Genomic DNA, 1894 nt, shown 5'->3' with positions numbered 1-1894 from the left:
TTGATTTTCATGATTACTTCAAGAAGTTATCGTAAGATTGTCCAAATGTAAAAAAAGATACCTCGACTTCAAAATCGAGGTATTTCTTGTTTTCTAAATGCTGAAAAGTTGTCCGAGCAGGAAGGTAACTCCCATAGTTAAGAGACCAATAGCAAGGTTCCGAATCATAGCTGTTTTGGTTGGGGCTTTTCCAAGTCTAGCACTTGTGTAGCCAGTGAGAAGACGGGCTACACCGACGATAAGGACGGTAGCAGGGATGCGGTAATCACTTGGAAAAATGGTCACTGACAGCATTGGAGGCAAACTTCTAAGGAAAAAGGCAACGAAGCTAGAAATGGCAGCGTGCCAAGGATTGGTAAATTCTTCATACTCAATCCCATATTTTTCCTCTACCAGAGCCTTGAGTGGATTTTTAAGAAAGATCTTATTAGTCAAGAGTTGGGCAGAAGTTTTGAATTCTCCATTTTGGATATAAGAAGCATAGAGGGATTTTTTGGCTAGTTCCCTATCTTGGTCTAGCAAGAGTTTTTCTCGCGAAACGGCAGCTTCCTCGGTATCTTTTGGAGTTGAAACGGATACATATTCTCCACCAGCAATGGAAATAATTCCATCGTTAGCATCAAGAACACCCGCACGCAGGATATTTAAACGACCTGCAAAATTTGAATCAATTTCGTGATTTGTTTCTGACGCTAAATTTCAAGTTCAAGTTAGCCATCCAGAAGTCTTCTCTGGGTGACTTGTAGTCCAAGCATTTTTTAGGATAGTTGTTAATCCACTTTTCGATGAATGCGACTTCTTTGGGAGTCATTTTCTTGGTTCCCTTAGGTAACCATCTACGAATGAGCCTGTTGTGATTCTCATTAGTTCCCCTTTCCCAAGAGGCATAGGGGTGCGCATAATAGATGTGCTCCTCAGAAAATACATCAAACAAGCGATTGAATTCCGTTCCATTATCTGCCGTGATGGAAAGAATCTTGTGTTGTTTTAAGATGAGTTTTAGAGCCTGATTGACCACCTCAGCACTTTTATTTGGAATCAATCGGATGATCTGATGTCTACTCTTTCGATCCGTCAAGACAAGCAAGCAGTAGTTTTTCGCTCTCGTAAGTAGAACCGTATCAATCTCATAATGCCCATTCTCCAAGCGAAGATTGATAGCTTCAGACCGCTGTTCGATGGATTGACCAGCAGGTTTAAAGTTGGTGCTAGCCTGTTTCTTATCAGGCGAAAATTTTTGGTTATGTATAGTGGAGAATCTTTTCCTTTAGTTTCTTAAGACTGTTGAGCGTAGTCGGCAGAATAAATCTCTTTGAAGCGCCCTTTTCCAAGACATTGTCGGACTGTCCCACGCTTGATTTCAGTGTGGATAGTTTGAGGAGCTTTTCCAAGTAGAGAGGCAATTTCTCTATTTGATTTTCCTTCTTTTTTCCATCTTTCGATTAAGCGACGGCTATCGATTGTCAAATGTTTGGCTTTTGTAGTATAATTGTCTTGCATCTCTGTGCCTTTCTTGTGTTTGTGGTTGAACAACAAGTATAACACAGAGGTGTTTTCTTATGCCTACAAGAGCTATTGGCTAGTTGAACCATCTAATTTTTAGGAGGGCTGGGTGGCTAACTTCATTATAGAACTTTCATTTACGAACATATAGTAAAATGAAATAAGAATAGGACAAATCGATCAGGACAGTAAAATCGATTTCTAACAATGTTTTAGAAGTAGAGGTGTACTATTCTAGTTTCAATCTACTATATTATGGACAATGCAAGATTCCATAGAATGGGGAAGCTAGAACTTTTATGCGAAGAGTTTGGGCATAAACTTTTACATCTTCCTCCCTACTCACCTGAGTACAATCCTATTGAGACTCTATAATATTTGTAGTGGGTAA

Annotated in this window: 1 protein-coding gene and 2 pseudogenes; 1 reads left to right on the top strand and 2 read right to left on the bottom strand. The window is 39.6% G+C overall.

The window, feature by feature from the left end:
* Positions 1 to 93 precede the first annotated feature (93 nt).
* Both DCM90_RS09575 and DCM90_RS09570 read right to left on the bottom strand, forming a co-directional pair.
* The gene (locus DCM90_RS09575; RefSeq protein WP_109251154.1) at positions 94 to 672 is read right to left on the bottom strand and encodes a VIT1/CCC1 transporter family protein; all 579 of its coding nucleotides are present in this window, start codon (positions 670 to 672) and stop codon (positions 94 to 96) included.
* Positions 668 to 1500, bottom strand: a pseudogene (locus DCM90_RS09570) (IS30 family transposase). Before DCM90_RS09570 ends, DCM90_RS09575 begins: the two are co-directional and overlap by 5 nt.
* Before the next feature lie 255 nt (positions 1501 to 1755).
* On the opposite strand from DCM90_RS09570, the pseudogene DCM90_RS09565 reads away from it, so the two are divergent.
* Positions 1756 to 1875, top strand: a pseudogene (locus DCM90_RS09565) (transposase); the annotation flags it as partial.
* Between the last annotated feature and the right edge of the window lie 19 nt (positions 1876 to 1894).

Origin of the sequence: Levilactobacillus bambusae (assembly GCF_003124125.1) — a bacterium.
GTDB classification, from domain to species: Bacteria; Bacillota; Bacilli; order Lactobacillales; family Lactobacillaceae; genus Levilactobacillus; species Levilactobacillus bambusae.
The sequence above is the reverse complement of the archived record's forward strand: the minus strand, read 5'-3'. Positions and strand labels throughout refer to the sequence as shown.